Raw genomic sequence first — 16,203 nt, 5'->3', positions numbered from 1 at the left:
CCTTCTCTGTTCCTGACGCCTGTTTGTGGAGTTCCTGATGAAACCCGTCTCGATACGCGCCCTGGCGCTCGCCGCCGCCCTGACCGGCCTCAGCGTCCCGGCCGTCGCCGCCGAGCTGTCGCCCCAGGCCCGCACCCAGATCACCGGCACGGTCGAGCGCAACCAGCCCGCCCTGGACCACGCCGCCCTGGAAATCTGGAAATTCGCGGAACTGGGCTATCAGGAAACCCAGAGCACGGCGCTGCTGCAGGGTCAGCTTCGCGACGCCGGCTTCAACGTCACCTCGGGCATCGCCAATGAACCCACCGCCTTCCTGGCCAGCTTCAAGACCGGCGACGGCCCGGTCATCGCGGTCCTGGCCGAATACGACGCCCTGCCCGGCCTGTCGCAGACCCTGAACCCGGTGCAGGAATCGGCCGGGGGCCACGCCGGTCACGGCTGCGGCCACAACCTGTTCGGCGCCGCCTCGGTCCACGCCGCCATCGCGGTCAAGGACTGGATGGTCGCCAACAACATCAAGGGCGAACTGCGCGTCTATGGCACCCCGGCCGAGGAGGGCGGCTCGGGCAAGGTCTACATGGTCCGCGACGGCCTGTTCGACGACGTGGACGTGGCCGTCCACTGGCACCCCGGCAACGTCAACAGCGCCCGTCAGGGCGACACCATGTCCAACGTCTCGGGCAAGTTCCGCTTCTACGGCACGGCCGCCCACGCCGCCGCCGCGCCGGATCGCGGCCGCTCGGCCCTGGACGGGGTCGAGGCCATGAACGCCATGGTCAACCTGATGCGCGAGCATATTCCCGACCGTACCCGCATCCACTACGCCATCACCGACGGGGCCAAGGCCCCCAACGTCGTCCCCGCCTTCGCCGAGAGCTACTACTACGTCCGTCACAACGACCCGCAGATCGTCCGCGACGTGCTGGAGCGGGTGAAGAAGGCGGCCGAGGGCGCGGCGCTCGGCACCGGCACCCGCGTCGAGTTCGAGGCCATCGGCGGCGTCTATTCCATGCTGCCGAACGAGGCCCTGATGACCGTCATGGACCGCAACCTTCGCCATGTCGGCGGCATCACCTGGACGCCCGAGGAAATCGCCCTGGCCACCGAGATCCAGAAGACCCTGCCGACGAAACCCGACCTGGCCAGCGTCGGTCAGATCGAGCCGGCGGTGATCGGCGGCGACTTCGGCGGCTCGACCGACGTGTCGGACGTCTCCTGGGTCGCGCCGACCGTCGGCCTGTCCACCGCCACCTTCGTCCCCGGCTCGGCGGGCCACTCCTGGCAAAACGTCGTGGCCGCCGGCTCGACCATCGGCCTGAAGGGCGCCCACCTGGCCGCCAAGACCCTGGCCCTGACCACCGCCGAACTGTTCCAGAGCCCGGAAACGATCCAGGCCGCCAAGGCCGAGTTCGACCGCCGTCGCGGCCCGGACTTCAAATACGAGGCCCTTGTGGGCGACCGCGCCCCGGCGCTCAACTATCGCGACTAAGGCCCCGCGCCCCTTCTCCCCTTGTGGGAGAAGGGGCTCAAGAAGCCGCAGGCGATAGCCCACTAAAACCCTTCTCCCACAAGGGGAGAAGGACTCACGGAACGTCGCCCCAGCCCGCCTAATTTCGCCGCTCCAATCCCGGAAAATCACGGCGATTGCGCGCCTCTCGGGCCCATTGGTCCGCGGTCTTCCATCCATCTGTCATGATGAGCCTTCCACCAGCGCCGCGGAGGGATTTCAGACGATTCAGACGAATTGGACTCTGTTTTTCTGAGCGAACTCACTCCGAGGTCTGGGCCCCGCTCTCCTCGGCGCGCTTGGCCGGAACGCCCTTGATCGCCCGCGCCGGGTTGCCCGCATGAATGGCCAGGGCCCGCGCCTCGACCTCTTCCAGAATTGCGGCCAACTGCTTGTCAGTCAGATGCTCGATGCCGATGAAGCGCGCGTCGGCCTTCCGAACCGCATAGATCAGCTCGTCCATCTTGGCGTGCATGGCCGCCGCGTCGCGGTTCTGGGTGTTCTGGATCAGGAAGACCATCAGGAAGGTGATGATGGTCGTGCCGGTGTTGATCACCAGCTGCCAGGTCTCGCTGAACTTGAAGATCGGCCCTGTCGACGCCCAGACCACGACCAGCAGCAGGCAGAGAATGAAGGTCCACGGTCGGCCCGCCATCTTGGCCGTCGTATTGGCGAAATGGTTGAACAGCTTTTCCATTCCGGCGGAACGGCGGCGCTTGCCGCTTGTTCCGCCGGGACAGGATCAGATCAGTCCGCCTTGGCGGGCGCCCGCGCGCCGATGGTGCGGTCCAGGAAGTCGAGGTAGGTGCGCCACAGGTGCAACTGACGCTCGTTGCCGCGCACGCCATGGCGCTGTCCGGGATAGAGCATGGTCTCGAACGGGATGCTCTTGGCCTGAAGGCCGTCCAGCACCCGCGTGGTGTTCTCGAAGATGACGTTGTCGTCGGCCATGCCGTGCAGCAGCAGCAGACGCCCGGTCAGGTTGTCGAGACGGCCCAGCACGTCCGAGGCGGCGTAGCCCTCCACATTGGCCTGGGGCGTCGACATGTAACGCTCGGTATAGGCGGTGTCGTAGAGGCTCCACTCGGTCGGCGGGGCGCCGGCCAGGGCCGAGGCCAGGCCCATCCTGGGCTCGGTCAGGGCCATCAGGCTCATGAAGCCGCCATAGGACCAGCCCATCATGGCGATGCGGCTGTCGTCGACGTAGGGCAGCGACCGCAGATAGTCGGCGGCGATGACCTGATCCTCGATCTCCGGCTGGCCCATCTTCAGATAGAGGGCCTGCTTGAAGGCCGCTGAACGGTCGCCCTCGCCCCGGTTGTCCAGGCGGAAGACGATGTAGCCCGCCTCGGTCAGAAGCTGGTTGGTCGCGCCCTGCCAGGCGTTCTTGACGCCGCCGCCCGACGGGCCGCCGTAAACCTGCATGACCACCGGATAGGTCCTGGTCGGATCAAAGTCCGGCGGCGTCGTCATCTGCCACATCAGCGTCTCGCCGTGGCTTTGCAGCGTGCCGAAGGTCGGCTTCTGCTGCCGTTCGGCATAGGGCCAGAAGGGATGGCCGGGCTGCAGCCTGTTCTCCTCGATCCAGCGCACGCGCGTGCCGTCGATGCTGTAAAGCGCCGACTGCGACGGCGTGTTCACGTCGGTGTAGTTGCCGACATAGGCCGTGCCCGTGTCGTTGACCGAGGCGCTCCACCAGCCGCCGCGCGGCGTGACCTCGGTCGGCGCGCCCGTCCGCTTGTAGCTGGCGCGGAACAGTTGCTGCTCGATCGGGTATTCCTTGCCGTCGCGCATCGAGGCGGTGAAGAAGACCTCGCCCGTCGTCGGGTTGACGCCCGCCAGCGACTTGACCGGATAGTTCCCCTGCGTGATCGCACGCAGGCGGCGGCCGTCGCGGTTGTAGAGGTAGAGGTGGTTCCAGCCGCTCTCTTCCGACGACCAGATGAAGTTGCCGTCGGCCAAGGCCTTGAAGCTGTGGCTCAGCGGCACCCAGGCGGCGGATCGCTGGGTGGCGATGACGCGGCTGGCGCCGGTGGTCGGATCAACGCTCAGCAGGTCCAGGGTCTTCTGATCGCGCGACAGGCGTTGGACGTACATGGTCCGCCCGTCCTTGGCCCAGTTGACGCGGGCCAGATAGATGTCGGCGTCGGCGCCCAGGTCAACCTTGACCCGTTTACCGGCCTGCACGTCCTGAACATAGAGCTCGACCACGGCGTTGGGGCGACCGGCGCGAGGATAACGCTGCGAGATGACCGAGGCGCCGCCGCCGGTGATGTCGAGGCGCGGGATCACATCCACCGTGCTCTCGTCCGTGCGTTGCAGGGCGATGAAGCGTTCGTCAGGACTCCACCAGTAGCCGGTGTCGCGATCCAGTTCCTCCTGAGCGATGAACTCGGCGGTGGCCCAGGTGATCAGATCCTTGCCGTCCGCGGTGATCGCCCGCTCGGCGCCCGTCTCCAGATTGACCACGAACAGGTTCTGATCGCGCACGAAGCTGACAAACGAGCCCTTGGGCGAGACCTTGGCGTCGATCTCATCGGCCGTCGTCTCGGTCAGGCGACGCACGCCGCCGTCGGCGCGATTGGCCAGGAAGATGTCGCCCTCCAGCGGCGCCAGGATGTAGCGGCCCTGCTCGTCCCAGGAATATTCCACCACGCCGCGCTGCGAAATCCGCATCCGTTCGCGGCGCGCCTTCTCGGCCTCGGACAGTTCGCCGGCGTCGGGAACCAGGGCGCGCGCGTCGATCAGCTTGAACGGCTCGCCCCCCGCCACCGGCGCGGCCCACAGGTCCAGGACGTCTACGTCGTCCTCGCGCGAGCGCAGGAAGGCGACCAGTTCGCCGTCCGGCGACAGACTGACGCCCTTGGCCACCGGCCCGGCCAGAGACGGATTGGCGAACACCCGCTCGACCGTCAGGATCGAGGAGGCCGGCGCCGTCGCGGCCGGCGGCGTCGCCGGTTGGGGAGCTGTTTGGGCGAAGGCCGAGGTCGCAGCCATCAGGATCGTCGAAGCAAGAAGGAATGTGCGCATGGCGGCGAAGCTAGAGGCGGATTCTTCCGCCGTCATCCGCAATTCTTGTCGCGCTGCGACCCTCGCGAGCCTTTCGCATTCGCCCGCGACCGCCTAGTTAGGCCCCATGTCCGACGCCTCCCTCGCCGCGCCGCCCGTCAAGGCCAGCCCCTTCCACAACCTCGAGGTCCTGTGGGTCCGCCACTGGAACGACCAGCTGTTCAGCTTCGGCGTGAAACGGCCTGAGGATTTCCGCTTCCGCTCGGGCGAGTTCGTCATGATCGGCCTGCCGGGCGAAGACGGCGCAAAGCCCGTCCTGCGCGCCTATTCCATCGCCAGCCCCTTCTGGGCCGAGGAGCTGGAGTTCTTCTCGATCAAGGTCGAGGACGGCCCCCTGACCTCGCGCCTGCAAAAAATCCAGCCGGGCGACAGCGTCCTGATGGGCAAGAAGCCGACCGGGACGCTGGTTCTGGACGCCCTGACCGGGGGCGAACGTCTGTGGCTGATCGGCACCGGCACCGGCCTGGCGCCCTGGCTGTCGGTGGCGCGCGATCCCGAGACCTATTCCCGCTTCAAGCAGGTCATCGTCTGCCACACGGTGCGCAACGTCGCCGACCTGGCCTATCGCGACTTCTTCAGCCACGAGATCCACGACGACCCGTTGATCGGCGACGAAGCCAAGGCCCAGCTGACCTATTATCCCACCGTGACGCGCGAGCGGTTCGAGACGCCGGGCCGCATCACCGACCGCATCAAGTCGGGCGATGTCTTCGCCGACCTGCAACTGCCCATCGGCTTCTCGCCCAACAGCGACCGCGTCATGCTGTGCGGCTCGATGGCCATGATCAAGGAGACCGGCGAGCTGCTGGAATCCTACGGCCTCAAGGAAGGCTCGAACGCCGAACCCGGCGACTATGTTCTGGAGCGCGCCTTTGTCGGCTGACCTGATGACCGCCCCCCGCACCGTCGCCATCGACGACCGCAAGGCCCCGGAAGACTGCGCTGACATGATCGACGTGCGTCAGGGCGTGGACGCCCTGGACCGTGCGCTCGTCACCCTGCTGGCCGAGCGTCAACGCTACATGGACGCCGCCGCCCGCATCAAGCCGAACCGCGACGCCGTCTTCGATCAGGCCCGCATCGACGACGTGGTGGCCAAGGTCCTGGCCGCAGCCCAGCCCGCCGGCCTGTCAGCCGATATCGCCGAGCCGGTCTGGCGCCTGCTGATAGACCGCTGCATCGCCCACGAGTTCGCCAAATACGACGCCACGCGGGGCTGACTTCCCCTTCCTCCCCATTTCATGGGGAGGGGGACCGCGTAGCGGCGGAGGGGCTGTTGCGCTTGAACGAGGCCGCCCCTCCGTCACGTCGCCTACGGCGCCGCGCCGCCTCCCCATGTCATGGGAAGGAAATCAGCCCTTCAGGCTTCTCAACATCAGTTCATGGCGATAGGCGGCGACGTCGGCCAGGGCCGCGTCCAGCGCCGTCCTGACCCGTTCCAGCCCCGCCGGAGCCGACGACTGCTCGCCATGCTCGACCTCGGCGCAGACCGTGGCCAGGTCGCGCGCGCCGATGCCGGCGCTGGCGCCGCGTATGGTGTGCACGGCGTCGCGCCATCCTTCTGACGCGGCGTCCAGCAGCGACGACCACAGGGCTGCCTGCTGGGCGAACAGGCCCAGCACCTCCTCGGTCACGTCGTCCATGCCGCCGGTCATGGTCTCGAGGACGGTGAAATCCACCGCCCCCGTCAGATCACGCCGCGCCATCAGGCCTCCGGACTCTTGGCCAACTGAGCGTTCCTGGACGACCACAGCAGGTAGATGGCCAGGCCGAACAGGTTCCACAGCAGGAAGTAGAACTGGGTCGAGGCCTTCAGGCTGAAGAAGAAGACGATGCAGCCGACGATGGCGATCGTCCCCACCAGCCACCACAGCGGCGTCTTGAACTGGCGCTCGCGGTTGGGTTCGCGGACACGCAGCACGATCAGGCTGATCCCGACGGCCATGAAGGCCATCAGGGTGCCGGCGTTGGCCAGCGAGGCCAGCTCGTCCAGACGCATGACGCCCGCCAGGATAGCGACGACGATGGCGGTGAAGACCGTCACCACGGTCGGCACGCCGCGCGTCGAGATCTTGGCCAATCGGTTGGGCAGCAGGCCGTCGCGGGCCATGCCCAGGAAGATGCGGCTCTGACCGAACAGGAAGGCCAGCAGAACCGTCGGCAGGGCGACCACGGCCGCCGCCGCGATCCACTGGGCCGCGACGCCCTGTCCCAGGCCGCGCATGATCAGGGCCAGGGGTTCGGGACTGTCAGAGAAGGTCGCCACCGGCGCGGCGCCGATCGCGGCGGCCGCGACGACGATGTAAAGCAGGGTGCAGACCACCATCGAGCCGATGATGCCGATGGCCAGGTCGCGCTCGGGCTTCTTGGTTTCTTCCGCCGCCGTGGCGATGGCGTCAAAGCCGTAGAAGGCGAAGAAGATGATGGCCGCCGCCGCCATGACCCCTGTCTGGACGAAGGGCGCGCCGAAGCCGTGCGGCATGAAGGGGGTGAAGTTGGCCGCGTCGAAGCGCGGCAGGGCGATGGCCACGAAGGCGACCAGGGCCGAAATCTTGATCACCACCAGGACGACGTTCAGCGTGGCGCTCTCCTTGGTGCCCAACAGCAGCAGCCCCGTCACCACGGCGATGATGAAGACGGCGGGCAGGTTGATCAGGCCGCCCTCGACGTGCGGGCCGACCGTCAACGCCAGCGGCAGGTCGAGGCCGATCCCGCTGAGGAAGGGAATGGCGTACCCCGACCAGCCCACGGCCACCGCCGAGACGACCAGCGAATATTCCAGGATCAGGCTCCACCCCACGACCCAGGCGAAGATCTCACCCAGGACTGCGTAGGAGTAGGTGTAGGCGCTGCCCGAGGCGGGCATGATGGTCGACAGCTCGGCATAGGCCAGGGCCGCGCAGGCGCAGACCAGACCGGCCAGGGCGAAGCTGATCAGCACCGCCGGCCCCGCCAGACCGGCGCCGACCCCGATCAGGGTCAGGATGCCGGTGCCGACAATGGCGCCGACGCCCAGCGCCATCAGATGCGGCCAGCTGAGGGTCTTTTTCAGCGCCGGCCCTTCGTGCGGGGCCAGCATCGCATCGATCGACCGCCTGCGGTTCCAGAACGCCATCTTCATTTCCTCGTTTGCCGCGTCTGTCGGCGGCTGATTCCGGGCGCGACATTAGCGCGCGCTCGAAACTTTTAGAAATCCCGCAATTCAGCCCTTGCGCGCCTCCGGCATCCTGAGTAATAGGACGGCCCTTCGGGCAACCCAGCGGGTCGCAGCGAAGGACCGGCGCCACACCAAGGGCGCAGACGACGGTACGGGTGATTAGCTCAGTTGGTAGAGCAGCTGACTCTTAATCAGCGGGTCCACAGTTCGAACCTGTGATCACCCACCATCGTCTCTTCTGATCTTCAGGCAAGCTTTCTCCCCTCTGGGGATGTTTCTGCGTCCGCAGCCTGACCGAAAGCTCGGCCTCTTTCCAAGACGTCTCGACGCGGGCAGGAAGAAGGCTCTGATTCTCCTCCCCTGCCGGTGTTCCCATGCCCTCTGGACTTATGGCCCTGATCGACGACGTCGCGGGGATCGCCAAGCTGGCGGCCGCATCCATCGACGACGTCGGCGCCGCGTCGAGCAAGGCCGCGAGCAAGGCCGCCGGCGTGGTCGTGGACGACGCGGCCGTGACGCCGAAATACGTCACCGGCCTGTCGCCCAGCCGCGAGTTGCCGATCATCGGCAAGATCGCCGTGGGCTCTATCCGCAACAAGCTGTTGCTGATCCTTCCCGTCGCCCTGCTGCTGACCGCCTTCGCCCCCTGGGTCATCACGCCGCTGCTGATGTGCGGCGGCGCCTACCTCTGTTTCGAGGGGGCGGAGAAGGTGATGGAGATGTTCGGCGGCCATGCGGCGGAGGAAACGCCGGTCAGCGACGATCCCGCTCACCTGGAAAAGGCCACGATTTCCGGGGCCGTACGGACCGACCTGATCCTGTCGGCCGAAATCATGACCATCGCCCTGGCCGACGTCGCCGATGCGCCGTTGCTGACCCAGGCGGGCGTGCTGATCGTGGTCGGCCTGGCCATGACCGTGGCCGTCTATGGCGCGGTCGGCCTGCTGGTGAAGCTGGACGACATCGGCCTGCACATGGCTGAGCGCGCATCGAAGACCAGCCGATCTGTCGGGCGCGGCCTGGTCAAGGCCATGCCGGGCGTCTTCTCGTCCCTGTCGATCATCGGCACCGTGGCCATGTTGTGGGTCGGGGGCGGCATCCTGCTGCACGGCACGCATACGCTGGGCCTGGCCTGGCCTGCGGAGCCCGTCGAGCATTTGGCCCATGCGGTCGGCGCATTGGCCGGGCCGTTGTCCGGCGCGGTCAGCTGGACCACCACCGCCCTGCTGTCGGGTCTGCTCGGCCTGATCGTCGGCGGGGTCCTCGCCGTCATGCTGCACCAGGTCATGCGGCTGCTCGGGCGCGGCGCGCATTAGGGTGACGCGTCGTCGTCAGATGACCTGACGCTTCTCCAGCTTCCGGGCCAGGGTGCGGCGGTGCATCCCCAGGCGGCGCGCCGTCTCTGAGATATTGAAATTGGTCTCGGCCAGCACTTCGTGGATGCGCTCCCATTCCAGCGTCTTGATCGAGGTCGGGCGGGCGCTGAGCGCAGCGTCGGGATCGCCCTCTTGTCGCGCGAAGGCGGCCTCAATCTCGTCCGTTCCCGCCGGCTTGGCCAGATAGTGCCGCGCGCCCAGCTTGATGGCCTCGACCGCCGTGGCGATGCTGGCGAAGCCGGTCAGGACGACGATGTTCAGGTCCGGATCAAAGGCGTGCAGGGTCTGAACGCAGGTGAGACCCGAGGCGGCGCCCAGCTTCAGGTCCACGACGGCGTATTGCGGATGATGAATGGCCAGCAGTTCGACCAGTTGCTCATGGCTGCGCGCCGAAACCACCTCATACCCCCGCCGCTCGAACGACTTGCGTAGGGTCTTGGCGAAAGCCTCGTCGTCCTCGACGATCAGCAGCTGGCGCGGGGTGTCGGTCAGTTCGGTCATTTCGGAGCCAAGGCCTCCAGAGGCAGGGTCAGGCGGACGCTGGCGCCGCCGTCGCGTCGGTTGGCGGCGACCACGCCGCCACCCAGCTTGCGCATCACATTGACCAGCAGGAAGAGGCCCAGCCCCGCCCCTGCTCGACCCTTAGTCGACTGATAGGGCTGGCCGACCCGTTCCAGAATGTCTGGCGCAAAGCCCGGGCCGTCGTCGTTGAACTCGACCGACAGCAGGTCGTCGTCCAGCCTCGCGGCGACCATCATGCGCTCGGCCCCCGCCTCCTGGGCGTTGTCCAGCAGGGCGCTGAAGACCTGTTTCAGGGCTGGGTCGGCGATGATGCGCGGATCGCGCGGCGTCGGGCCGGTCAGGGTCACAGCCATGGCGTCGTTCGACTTCTCACGCCACTCCGCCACGATCTCGGACAGGAAGCCGCCCAGGGTGGTGACGGTCGGCGCTTCGCCCCGCGCCTCGCCCGCTGACATCAGGATGCCGGTGACGATGGTCTTGCAGCGTTCGACCTCGGCCTGCATCTCGGCGATGTCGGAGGTCAGGTCGGCGTCAGCGGTCAGCGTCGGCATCCGCTTCCAGTCGCTGAGGATGACCGACAGCGAGGCCAGGGGCGTGCCCAGCTCATGCGCGGCGCCCGAGGCCAGCAGGCCCATGCGGACGATGTGGTCCTGTTCCGCCGCCTGTTGCCGGGCGTCCGCCAGATAGGCGTCGCGCGCCCGGACGTTCTGGGTCGTGCGGGTGACGAAGGCGACCAGCAGCACGGCGATCAGGATGAAGTTGACCAGGGCCCCGGCCTGGATCAGCCCCATGTGGGCGTCGGTGTCCGGCGGCAGCAGCAACGGCTGATGCCAGACGGCCAGCAGCGTCAGACAGGCGCTGGTGACAAGAACAAAGCCCCAGGCGTAGGGCGGCCGCAGCAGCACCGCCGCCAACACGATCTGCATCAGATAGAGGGCGGCGAACGGATTGCTGGTCCCGCCGCTGAAGAACAGCAGCCAGGTCAGGGCGGCCACATCGACGAACAGGGCCAGCAGCAATTCGGGGTCCGTCACGCTATGACGACGCAGGGCGACAGGGGCGCTGGCCAGGTTCATCACCGCCAGGCCGGCCGGGGCCAGCAGCAGCATGCCTAGCGGCAGGGGGATTTTGAGACCCCAATGGACCACGGCGATGGTCACGACCTGCCCGATCACCGCCAGCCAGCGCAGCTGGATCAGCAGCAGCATGTTGCGCCGCCCGGCGGCGCCCGGCGACACCGGCGCCTCGGCCCGGTCGTCCAGACCCAGAAGGCTGCGCGCGAAGCTCATCGCGCTCACTGCCCCGCCCTCCGGCGTTTTTCCTCACGCGCGAACAGGAAGAAGCCCGCCGCCGACATCAGGGCCAGGCCGAACCAGGTCAGGGCATAGATCAGGTGGCTGTTGGCGAAGCGCACCACGGTCAGCCCCCCGCGCGGCCAGCCGCCGGGATTGGGCGTGGCGTCGGCGTCGATGAAATAGGCGGCGATCGGCCCGGCCAGCCCCCTCGCCCCGGCGATGCCCGCCACGTCGCGTGAGAACCAACGGCCGCCCGCCGGGTCGTTGGCGCGCAGGAAGCCGCCGTCCGGTTCAGTCAGACGCAGCAGGCCGACGACCCTCGCCTGGCCCTCGACCTGTCCGTCGGCGCGATCCGCCGGCTTCTGGCGCTCGGAGGGGACGAAGCCCCGGTTGATCAGGACGGTGAAGCCGCGGTCCGTCGTCAGCGGCGTCATGACCCAGTAGCCGGGGCCGAGGTCCGTCACCGCCTTCACCAGAGCTTCGCGCGAATGATCGAAGCGGCCGCTGACGACGACCCGACGATATTGATCCGCCTGACGCGTGATGGTCTGTTCCGGCGGCGGCGCGGCCACGGGCGCGGCGTGGATGCGGGCATCGACCTGACGGATCAGGTCCTGCTTCCACAGCAGACGCTGCACCTGCCAGACGCCGAGCGCCGAGAAGCCGGCGAACAGCAGGGCGAACATGACCGCGCCCAGGATCAGGGCGGTCATGCTGCGCGGCGGCCGGGCGGGTCGCGACGACGGCTCTATGGCGCTTCTCCCCTGCCTCGCCCTGTCAGGCTCAGCCCATGGTCTGCATGTCGTGGGTAGGCATCATGTTGACGTTCAGGTGATACATCACCCAGACCGAACCCGCGACGGCGATCACCACCACCACGATGGTGAAGATCAGGGCCAGCATGTTCCACCCGCCCTCGGACTTGTGGTTCATGTGCAGGAAGAAGATCATGTGCACGATGATCTGCACCACGGCGAAGGCCGTGATGATCAGACCCGTCGTCGCCGCCGGCAGGGCGCCGGTCATGACCAGCCAGAACGGGATGGCCGTCAGCACCACCGACAGCAGGAACCCGATCATATAGGTCTTGAACGAGCCGTGATCGTGGTCGTCGCCGTGGTGATCGTGATGATCGACCGCGTGGTCGTTGTGGGCCTCGGCGCTCATCGCAGCATCCCGAACAGATAGACGAAGGTGAAGACGCCGATCCAGATGACGTCCAGGAAGTGCCAGAACAGGCTGAGGCACATCAGCCGGCGCTTGTTGGCGGGGATCAGGCCCTTTTGCCAGACCTGGATCATCAGCGTGACCAGCCAGATGCAGCCGAAGGTGACGTGCAGGCCGTGGGTGCCGACCAGAACGAAGAAGGCCGACAGGAAGCCGCTGCGCTGAGGCGTGGCGCCGATATGGATCAGGTGGGCGAACTCATAGAGCTCGATCCCCAGGAAGCAGAGGCCGAAGATCCCGGTGATCGCCAGCCAGATCTGCATCTGGGCCGTGCGGTTCTTGACCATGGCCAGCATGGCGAAGCCGTAGGTGATCGACGACAGCAGCAGCATCGACGTGTTCAGCGCCACCAGCGGCAGGTCGAACAGGTCCTTGGGCGCGGGCCCGGCGGCGTAGTTGGCGCCGATCACCGCATAGACGGCGAACAGCATCGCGAAGATGAGGCAGTCGCTCATCAGATAGATCCAGAAGCCCAGCATGGTGCTGTGGCCTTCCGGATGATGCGGCTCCTCGACCGGGTGGTAGATAGGCCGCCCGGCCTCGTCGACGTAGTCAGGGTTCAGGGAGGAAGCGTGGCTCATCGGATCACCCCTTCGCCGCTGCGGCCGCCAGGGCCTTAGTGTGTGCGTCTTCCGTCGCCTGCACCTTCTCGGCCGGGATGTAGTAGTCGCGCTTGTAGTTGAAGGTGTGGAAGATGGCGTAGGCGATCAGCGCGAAGAAGCTCAGCGCCGCCAGCCACCACATGTACCAGATCAGGGCGAAGCCCATGACCGTCGACAGGCCGGCCAGGATCACCCCTGCGCCCGTGTTGGACGGCATGTGGATAGGCTTGTAGCCGTCGGTCGGACGCTCGTAGCCGCGCGCCTTCATGTCCCACCAGGCGTCGGAGTCATGGATGATCGGCGTCTTGGCGAAGTTGTAGTCCGGCGGCGGCGAGGACGTGGACCACTCCAGGGTGCGGCCGTGCCAGGGATCGCCGGTCTCGTCGCGCAGCTTGTCGCGGTTGATGATCGAGACGGCGAACTGGATCAGCATGGCCAGGATGCCGACGGCGATGATGCCGACGCCGACCGCCGCGATGATGAACCAGATCTGGTAGGACGGATCGTCGAAGACCCGCATCCGCCGCGTCACGCCCATGAAGCCCAGGACGTAGAGCGGGGCGAAGGCGACCCAGAAGCCGACCACCCAGCACCAGAAGCTGACCAGGCCCCAGGTCTTGTCCAGCTTGAAGCCGAAGGCCTTGGGCCACCAGAAGTTGATGGCCGCGAACAGGCCGAACAGCACGCCGGCGATGATGACGTTGTGGAAGTGGGCGATCAGGAACAGCGAGTTGTGCAGGACGAAGTCCGCCGGCGGCACCGCCAGCATGACGCCGGTCATGCCGCCGATCACGAAGGTCAGCATGAAGGCGACCGTCCACATCATCGGCAACTCGAACCGGATACGGCCGCGGTACATGGTGAACAGCCAGTTGAACAACTTGGCCCCGGTCGGGATCGAGATGATCATCGTCGTGATCCCGAAGAAGGAGTTCACGGACGCGCCCGAGCCCATGGTGAAGAAGTGGTGCAGCCACACCAGATACGACAGGATGGTGATGACCACCGTGGCATAGACCATCGAGGTGTAGCCAAAGAGCTTCTTGCCCGAGAAGGTCGAAGTGACTTCCGAGAAGACGCCGAACAGCGGCAGCACCAGGATGTAGACCTCGGGGTGGCCCCAGATCCAGATCAGGTTCACGTACATCATCGGGTTGCCGCCGAAGTCGTTCGTGAAGAAGTTGGTGCCCAGGTAGCGGTCAGCCGTCAGCAGGGCCAGAACGGCGGTCAGCACCGGGAAGGAAGCCACGATCAGGATGTTGGCGCACAGCGAGGTCCAGGTGAAGACCGGCATCTTCATCAGACCCATGCCCGGCGCGCGCATCTTCACGATGGTCGCGATCAGGTTGATGCCGGACAGGGTGGTCCCCACCCCGGCGATCTGCAGCGCCCAGATGTAATAGTCGACGCCGACGCCCGGACTGTAGCCGATGCCCGACAGCGGCGGATAGGCCAGCCAGCCGGTGCGGGCGAACTCGCCGATGAACAGCGAGGCCATGACCAGCACCGCGCCCGCCGTCGTCATCCAGAAGCTGAAGTTGTTCAGGAAGGGGAAGGAGACGTCGCGCGCCCCGATCTGGAGCGGCACCAGATAGTTCATCAGGCCGGTGATCAGCGGCATGGCCACGAAGAAGATCATGATCACGCCGTGCGCGGTGAAGATCTGATCATAGTGGTGAGCGTTGAGGTAGCCCTCGGCCCCGCCGAAGGCCATGGCCTGTTGCAGACGCATCATGACGGCGTCGGCGAAGCCGCGCAACAGCATCACGATCCCCAGGATCATGTACATGATGCCGATCTTCTTGTGGTCGACCGTCGTGAACCACTCGGTCCAGAGATAGCCCCACAACTTGTATCGGGTGATCAGCCCCAGGGTCGCCAGACCGCCGAGCACGACGACGGTGAAGGTGGCGACCAGGATCGGCTCGTGGAACGGCAGGGCGTTCCAGTCCAGCCGGCCGAAGATCATGGATGCGATTTGCTCAATAGACATGTCGGTCAGGCGCTCAGGATTGCGACGCGGATGCGTCGGCCGCGGTCGGCGCAGGAATACGGGGGGCGAAGGGCCAGCCGGCGGCGGCGACTTCGGTGCGTGCGGCCTGACCGGGACGGGCCAGACCCATGCCCATGATCTGTTCGCTCGGGGCCGAACGGGTCAGCTGCACGGCCAGTTCCTGACGGCGGCGGGCGGCGTCCACGGCGGCCTTCTCCGCCTCCAGCGGGGTGCAGATCGCCATGACATAGGACTCGCCAGAACCCAGGACGGCCTGGCCGCGGCGAGCATATTTGTCGTGGACCAGAGGCCAGGTGGCGTGGACGGCGGTCAGACCCAGGCCGCCCTTCTTGTCGATGGCCATCATCTCGCCCATGCACATCTTGCCCGGCTCGACGCACATGTTCAGCACGGCGTCGAACAGACCTTCATCGACCGAGCCGTAGTGGATGACCGGCACCTTCTCGCTGGGCTTTTCCAGCTCCAGATAGGTCTCGCGGTCCAGGCCCTGGCCCGCGGCGCGAACGCCGGAGACCCACCGGTCAAAGCCCGCGTCGTCCAGACCGTGGAAGGTGAAGCGCATGTTGGAGAAGCCGTCGCCGGAATAGTTGGCCGAAAAGCCGACGTATTCGCCCGGACGATTGATGACGGCGTTCATCTTCGTCTCCATGCCCGGCATGGCGTAGATCTGACCGGCCAGGGCGGGAATGTAGAAGGAGTTCATCACCCCGGTCGAAGTGATGTGGAAACGGATCGGCCGGTCCACCGGCGCGGCCAGCTCATTGACCGTGGCGATGCCGTATTCCGGGTAGATGAACAGCCACTTCCAATCCATGGCGACCACGTTGACCTGCAGCGGCTCGACGCCCTCGGCGACGGCCTGCCCTTTGTTGACCCGATCCAGCGACCGATAGGGGTCCAGCAGGTGGGTGCCCGACCAGGTGATGGCGCCCAGGCAGATGATGATGAGCAGAGGCGCGGCCCAGATCACCAGCTCCAGATGGGTCGAGTGATCCCAGTCCGGCTCGTAGCGGGCTTCCTTGTTCGACTCCCGGTACTTCCAGGCGAAGAAGACGGTCAGCATCATCACCGGAATGATGATGATCAGCATCAGGAAGACCGACATCAGCAGCAGGTCGCGCTGCTGGGCGGCGATATCCCCGGCCGGCGACAGCACCACGGCTTCGCAGCCGGGCAGCAGGGCCAGCAAGGGCAACAACAATAGGGGTCGCAGGCGGCGCACGAAGGCTCCTGTCCGGGAATGAGGCTCTGGCACGGTCATCGTGCGCCGCCCCTACCCCTGGCCACCGAGGAGCGACATTGGACAATCCGTCCTATCCCCCCCGACGCCGATCGGGAGCAAATGGCGGCTTTCGTCATTCTTACCATGTCGGCGCGCGTGTCGCGCCCGGGTCCAGGGAACGTCATCGGTCATGAACGCCACCAGCGGCGCGC

At 66.5% G+C, this 16,203-nt stretch carries 15 protein-coding genes and 1 tRNA gene; 5 read left to right on the top strand and 11 right to left on the bottom strand.

Translation table 11 applies throughout. The features are described from left to right. Positions 1–37 precede the first annotated feature (37 nt). Positions 38–1,489 carry an amidohydrolase gene (locus VGE49_RS01850; protein ID WP_331032886.1) on the top strand — a complete coding sequence of 484 codons (1,452 nt, stop codon included), beginning with the start codon at positions 38–40 and terminating at the stop codon, positions 1,487–1,489. A 280-nt stretch (positions 1,490–1,769) separates the two neighbouring features. Here VGE49_RS01850 and VGE49_RS01845 read toward each other — a convergent pair whose 3' ends face one another. Then, positions 1,770–2,204: a low affinity iron permease family protein gene (locus VGE49_RS01845; protein WP_331032885.1), complete on the bottom strand. Its 435-nt coding sequence runs from the start codon at positions 2,202–2,204 to the stop codon at positions 1,770–1,772. 50 nt (positions 2,205–2,254) lie between these two features. Then, positions 2,255–4,537 carry a S9 family peptidase gene (locus VGE49_RS01840; RefSeq protein ID WP_331032884.1) on the bottom strand — a complete coding sequence of 761 codons (2,283 nt, stop codon included), beginning with the start codon at positions 4,535–4,537 and terminating at the stop codon, positions 2,255–2,257. Positions 4,538–4,643: 106 nt separating this feature from the next. Here VGE49_RS01840 and VGE49_RS01835 point away from each other — a divergent pair, with 106 nt between their 5' ends. Both VGE49_RS01835 and VGE49_RS01830 read left to right on the top strand, forming a co-directional pair. Beyond that, the gene (locus VGE49_RS01835; RefSeq protein ID WP_331032883.1) at positions 4,644–5,459 is read left to right on the top strand and encodes a ferredoxin--NADP reductase; all 816 of its coding nucleotides are present in this window, start codon (positions 4,644–4,646) and stop codon (positions 5,457–5,459) included. A gap of 4 nt (positions 5,460–5,463) precedes the next feature. Next, complete coding sequence (locus tag VGE49_RS01830) at positions 5,464–5,796, top strand: chorismate mutase (protein ID WP_331032882.1); 333 nt, start codon at positions 5,464–5,466, stop codon at positions 5,794–5,796. 132 nt (positions 5,797–5,928) lie between these two features. Here the strand turns inward: VGE49_RS01830 and VGE49_RS01825 are convergent, their stop codons facing one another. Together VGE49_RS01825 and VGE49_RS01820 are read right to left on the bottom strand one after the other, a co-directional pair. Further along, positions 5,929–6,282 (bottom strand): Hpt domain-containing protein, encoded by a 354-nt coding sequence (locus VGE49_RS01825; protein WP_331032881.1) that lies wholly within the window; start codon positions 6,280–6,282, stop codon positions 5,929–5,931. Then, a complete protein-coding gene (locus VGE49_RS01820; protein ID WP_331032880.1) occupies positions 6,282–7,691 on the bottom strand; it encodes an amino acid permease in 1,410 nt (469 codons plus the stop codon). Before VGE49_RS01820 ends, VGE49_RS01825 begins: the two co-directional genes overlap by 1 nt. Before the next feature lie 195 nt (positions 7,692–7,886). Here VGE49_RS01820 and VGE49_RS01815 point away from each other — a divergent pair. Continuing rightward, positions 7,887–7,962 (top strand) — tRNA-Lys (locus tag VGE49_RS01815). Positions 7,963–8,107: 145 nt separating this feature from the next. Beyond that, entirely contained in the window at positions 8,108–9,049 is a 942-nt protein-coding gene (locus VGE49_RS01810; protein WP_331032879.1) for a DUF808 domain-containing protein, read from the top strand. Between the two features lie 15 nt (positions 9,050–9,064). On the opposite strand, the gene VGE49_RS01805 is transcribed toward VGE49_RS01810, so the two are convergent. The 7 genes from VGE49_RS01805 to cyoA form a co-directional block, all read right to left on the bottom strand. Next, positions 9,065–9,610, bottom strand: coding sequence for a response regulator transcription factor (locus tag VGE49_RS01805; protein WP_331032878.1), 546 nt, complete (start codon positions 9,608–9,610; stop codon positions 9,065–9,067). Next, positions 9,607–10,920, bottom strand: a complete 1,314-nt coding sequence (locus tag VGE49_RS01800; RefSeq protein ID WP_331032905.1) for an ATP-binding protein — start codon at positions 10,918–10,920, stop codon at positions 9,607–9,609. The genes VGE49_RS01805 and VGE49_RS01800 overlap by 4 nt, the downstream gene beginning before the upstream one ends. 5 nt (positions 10,921–10,925) lie before the next feature. Further along, positions 10,926–11,639, bottom strand: coding sequence for an SURF1 family protein (locus VGE49_RS01795; RefSeq protein WP_331032877.1), 714 nt, complete (start codon positions 11,637–11,639; stop codon positions 10,926–10,928). 70 nt (positions 11,640–11,709) lie between these two features. Then, positions 11,710–12,093: a cytochrome o ubiquinol oxidase subunit IV gene (gene cyoD, locus VGE49_RS01790; protein ID WP_331032876.1), complete on the bottom strand. Its 384-nt coding sequence runs from the start codon at positions 12,091–12,093 to the stop codon at positions 11,710–11,712. Beyond that, on the bottom strand, positions 12,090–12,734 hold the full coding sequence (gene cyoC, locus VGE49_RS01785) for a cytochrome o ubiquinol oxidase subunit III (protein WP_331032875.1): 645 nt from the start codon (positions 12,732–12,734) through the stop codon (positions 12,090–12,092). Before cyoC ends, cyoD begins: the two co-directional genes overlap by 4 nt. A gap of 4 nt (positions 12,735–12,738) precedes the next feature. Beyond that, positions 12,739–14,748: a cytochrome o ubiquinol oxidase subunit I gene (gene cyoB, locus VGE49_RS01780; protein WP_414643585.1), complete on the bottom strand. Its 2,010-nt coding sequence runs from the start codon at positions 14,746–14,748 to the stop codon at positions 12,739–12,741. A gap of 13 nt (positions 14,749–14,761) precedes the next feature. Then, positions 14,762–15,991, bottom strand: coding sequence for a ubiquinol oxidase subunit II (gene cyoA / locus VGE49_RS01775; RefSeq protein ID WP_331032873.1), 1,230 nt, complete (start codon positions 15,989–15,991; stop codon positions 14,762–14,764). Between the last annotated feature and the right edge of the window lie 212 nt (positions 15,992–16,203).

It is taken from the genome of Brevundimonas sp. (assembly GCF_036405315.1).
Lineage (GTDB): Bacteria > Pseudomonadota > Alphaproteobacteria > Caulobacterales > Caulobacteraceae > Brevundimonas.
The sequence above is the reverse complement of the archived record's forward strand: the minus strand, read 5'-3'. Positions and strand labels throughout refer to the sequence as shown.

Coding starts and splice junctions, on each gene's coding strand:
- VGE49_RS01805 (WP_331032878.1), bottom strand. CDS start 9,610: ATGACCGAACTGACCGACACCCCGCGCCAGCTGCTGATCGTCGAGGAC.
- VGE49_RS01825 (WP_331032881.1), bottom strand. CDS start 6,282: ATGGCGCGGCGTGATCTGACGGGGGCGGTGGATTTCACCGTCCTCGAG.
- VGE49_RS01835 (WP_331032883.1), top strand. CDS start 4,644: ATGTCCGACGCCTCCCTCGCCGCGCCGCCCGTCAAGGCCAGCCCCTTC.
- VGE49_RS01845 (WP_331032885.1), bottom strand. CDS start 2,204: ATGGAAAAGCTGTTCAACCATTTCGCCAATACGACGGCCAAGATGGCG.
- cyoC (WP_331032875.1), bottom strand. CDS start 12,734: ATGAGCCACGCTTCCTCCCTGAACCCTGACTACGTCGACGAGGCCGGG.
- cyoD (WP_331032876.1), bottom strand. CDS start 12,093: ATGAGCGCCGAGGCCCACAACGACCACGCGGTCGATCATCACGATCAC.
- VGE49_RS01840 (WP_331032884.1), bottom strand. CDS start 4,537: ATGCGCACATTCCTTCTTGCTTCGACGATCCTGATGGCTGCGACCTCG.
- VGE49_RS01850 (WP_331032886.1), top strand. CDS start 38: ATGAAACCCGTCTCGATACGCGCCCTGGCGCTCGCCGCCGCCCTGACC.
- VGE49_RS01795 (WP_331032877.1), bottom strand. CDS start 11,639: ATGACCGCCCTGATCCTGGGCGCGGTCATGTTCGCCCTGCTGTTCGCC.
- VGE49_RS01810 (WP_331032879.1), top strand. CDS start 8,108: ATGCCCTCTGGACTTATGGCCCTGATCGACGACGTCGCGGGGATCGCC.
- VGE49_RS01800 (WP_331032905.1), bottom strand. CDS start 10,920: ATGAGCTTCGCGCGCAGCCTTCTGGGTCTGGACGACCGGGCCGAGGCG.
- VGE49_RS01820 (WP_331032880.1), bottom strand. CDS start 7,691: ATGGCGTTCTGGAACCGCAGGCGGTCGATCGATGCGATGCTGGCCCCG.
- VGE49_RS01830 (WP_331032882.1), top strand. CDS start 5,464: ATGACCGCCCCCCGCACCGTCGCCATCGACGACCGCAAGGCCCCGGAA.
- cyoB (WP_414643585.1), bottom strand. CDS start 14,748: ATGTCTATTGAGCAAATCGCATCCATGATCTTCGGCCGGCTGGACTGG.